This is a genomic window from Paenibacillus sp. IHBB 3054, from assembly GCF_051594305.1.
In the GTDB taxonomy this organism is placed as follows: Bacteria; Bacillota; Bacilli; order Paenibacillales; family Paenibacillaceae; genus Paenibacillus_AQ.
In genome coordinates this window covers 1-3,265 of the sequence record NZ_JBOFBG010000085.1, presented here as the reverse complement: position 1 = coordinate 3,265, position 3,265 = coordinate 1, and the positions used below count along the sequence as shown (strand labels likewise).

Annotated in this window: 3 protein-coding genes; all 3 read right to left on the bottom strand. The window is 37.9% G+C overall.

The features are described 5' to 3' along the window. Positions 1–660: 660 nt before the first annotated feature. Positions 661–1,047, bottom strand: coding sequence for a DUF5071 domain-containing protein (locus tag ACQ76X_RS35630; RefSeq protein ID WP_438498620.1), 387 nt, complete (start codon positions 1,045–1,047; stop codon positions 661–663). Positions 1,048–1,437: 390 nt separating this feature from the next. Continuing rightward, positions 1,438–1,956 carry a hypothetical protein gene (locus ACQ76X_RS35625; RefSeq protein ID WP_438498619.1) on the bottom strand — a complete coding sequence of 173 codons (519 nt, stop codon included), beginning with the start codon at positions 1,954–1,956 and terminating at the stop codon, positions 1,438–1,440. A gap of 12 nt (positions 1,957–1,968) precedes the next feature. After that, on the bottom strand, positions 1,969–3,265 hold a 1,297-nt coding region (locus tag ACQ76X_RS35620), incomplete at its 5' end, for an RHS repeat-associated core domain-containing protein (protein WP_438498618.1).

The following is a 3,265-nucleotide window of genomic DNA, read 5'->3' as shown; positions in this document are numbered from 1 at the left end:
AAGCATTCCATCGTTCGTTACTGATATACCTTATCTCCCGATCCAGTCGTGAAGGTGAAAGCTCAAAAGAATCAATTAATTCATCAACAGTATAATCAACTGATGTTCCCCTCTCCAGTTGTTCTCGTACTGTCAATTGTCTTTTAAACAAGCCTCCTTTAAGACCCTCTCCAACGTACCAGCCTTTTGTATAAAGCAGGTTCCTCTCCACCAGCCGATCATTTATTAGGATGTCGCCTTGGAACTTCTTGCAATTACCTGAAAGTAAATAGGATAAAGCCCAGCCACCCTTGGTTGGTTAGCCTACAATACCATAGACTTTTCCTCAATGAAACCGACAGGAAAAGTGCTGAAGCTGATCTGTCCAAGAAACAAAATTTCACATAGTTGGTTTACATTTTACAGATATATCTTGCATTTCAAGAGAAGCGATTTGTTCCACTATTTAAACCTCACTTTCCTAATATTTGTGATATTAAGCGGCCCATTCGCAGCTCTTGCTATTTGTTGCAAATTTGAGGCTACGGTCCTATCAATACTCAGTACACCTCGCGGTATTTCGAATTCAATAACAGTCTCCAGTGAACGGGCCCCGGAATTCTTTGCTTGAGCCAATGTGGCTTCAAGGTCCTTTTTTTTCAAATAATACAATATCCATACTTACTGTAAAAGCAATAAAATCTCTGCTGCCTCTTCGTCAACGTATTCTTGTCTTTCTCGTTCACTAGGATTAAAAGCTAGCCTTTTTAGATCAGTTTCCATTTCCAACAACACAGTTGGTGGTAATTTTTTCACCAAATTCACTAGTATTGAGTATTTCCAACAGTCATCATTTGAATCGAAAATGTCCCTTAAATAAGGTATTAATTCAGAGCCTAAGGGAACGAGTATATCTCCGATTTCCTCTGTAATTGGCCAATTTGAATCTTTAGTCCACTCTAATAGATCAGAAATAATAGGTTTAATTATGTTTATATCCAATGTTTTCAAAGTATTAACTGAACTGAGATCGAATTTATCCTTTGGGATTAAACTATTGATATCCATTACTATTCCCCCTACTTAAAATTATATTTAAATGTAATTTCCTTAAAAACTAAAGTTAGATAATAAGGACTAACCTCGCATTCTCTTATGATTCCATCCATGTCTTTGGAATAACGTTCGATCCTAATGTTTGCTTAGAAACAACAATTTTTCCAGCTACAGTATTGTACTCCATGTGAAATGTGTCCGCTATAAATTACAACCCTATCATCTCATCACCGCCATACCAAGTATGTCTTAAGAGATTGATAAAATATTGCCATACTCAGAATGTCAAAACTTTTTTCCAAAAGAAAAACCACATGGAGTGGTTACACTCGGATGTGGCTCTGAAGTGAGACTTAACATAATTACTTAAGCCCCATTGCAAGCTAAAGCATTAAGAAATACTCAAATAAATATTTCTTCTCTTTTTAGTGAAGCAAGATGGTCAGTTTTCATTGACCAGTATCCTTCTAGAAATCCAGTTACAATTTGTTCATTTTTTAAGGTATACAATTTTATCAGACCCGCAAAGGAATCATGCGCAACGATTAATAACACTCCATCATTAAATATAATTTTGATTCCAATATCAATAGTAACTATCCATTCTTTTTCACTATTCTCCCATGATGCTTCTTCTCTAAGAATGCTAATATCCTTTACAATTTCTTTTCTGTAAATTACATCATAATTCAAATCTGAAATTGGATTTTCTCCAATAATAAATTTTGGGTATTCATCACCATCAGATTCATTAGCAGGGATGTTTTTAATTAATAATTGTCTTTTAGGAGTATTAATAAGAATATTCAAAACAAAATCACCAGCATTTTCCACTAGTACATTGATAAGAGAGGCATCTTTTAAACTTTTCAGCATATCAATTTGTTCCATACTCAATAAATTCTTAAATACATATTGCATATTGACCTCCTGTTATGGAATGAAGTGGATTTTTTGCTGTTTATAAATGCTACCACCATTAATATCTATCGCTGGCGTTTTGTCTGAGTGGGAAATAGGTCTGTAGGTTACTGCTGTCCCGTCATCTAGAATTCTAAGTATTTTACCATTTCCGAGGTCTTTCTCAGTTTTAAATCCTTTAGATATTTGCTTGAAGAAATTTTGTGCAGCTTCATTTCCTCCAGTTAGATTTCTAACCTTACTGCTTCCACTTTGACCGATAATACCAAAGTAACCACTCTCATTGGGAATGAATTTGAAACTATTGACCTCACCTTTAAACACAACCTTAATCCACTGTCCTGCTTTTTGAATCAGGCTTACCCCTACTTTTTCAGCAGTTTGCCCAATTTGTAAAGCTTTCGCTTCAGCTGCTGATATTGGAATAAAGTTAATCGCTAAATTTGCTGCATTTAAGAGATGTTCTGCACTCCATGGTTGATCGTTTGAATTAATATAATTTGTAAGCGCTCCTCCTGTGTACCAGTCAACGGCTGAATAAACGCCTTCTCCTGCCTTTACCCAGGTCGACTTTGGAGGGCTATTCCCGCCGACTCCTGCTCCCCATTCTTGTCTATGTCCCGTCGGATCAGTATAAATCAATGGATTATTACTCACATACGTATACAGATTCTGACTCAGCGGATTATCAATCTGCCCCTCAACCGTATCCTCATTTAAAAACCGCCCGATACTCGGATCATAATACCGTGCACGCAGATAGTAAAGCCCCGTTTCTTCATCGTAAACCTCACCTGCATATTTAAAGGAGTTTGGTATCCCTTCCGTCTGGCTGGTGATATTCCCCCATTCGTCATAGCTGTAGGTGTTAACCGGTGTTCCGCTGGTATTGACGATTTGCACCACATCGCCATGACCGTTGTACAAATAGTAGTAGTCTTTCGCTGCCGTCTTGTCCTTTTTCACCAATACCCGGTCACCACGGACAAAGGAAGATTTTTGTATTACAGTACTGCCGCTTAACTTCTCCTCTGTGATGACATGTCCATTAAAATCATAGTTGACTTGTGTATGGCTCGTTCCAGTGCTCTTCAAATACCGAAGGCCGTCCGCATAGTAGGTGAAGATGGTCGTATTCCCATTTTTGGTCAATCCGGTCAAGGTGTTTTGTAAATCATAGGTGTAGCTTGTATCGCTCAGATCCAGACTGGAGCTGACGCTCTCGCTTGAGGTTAGACGATTGCCACGCACATCATACGTGTACTGCGTACTTTGACCATTCGGCCGTTTGATTGACAGTAGACGATTT

Bases quoted from the DNA above. Each gene is read 5' to 3' on its own strand.
- ACQ76X_RS35630 (WP_438498620.1), bottom strand. From the start codon at position 1,047: ATGGATATCAATAGTTTAATCCCAAAGGATAAATTCGATCTCAGTTCA.
- ACQ76X_RS35625 (WP_438498619.1), bottom strand. From the start codon at position 1,956: ATGCAATATGTATTTAAGAATTTATTGAGTATGGAACAAATTGATATG.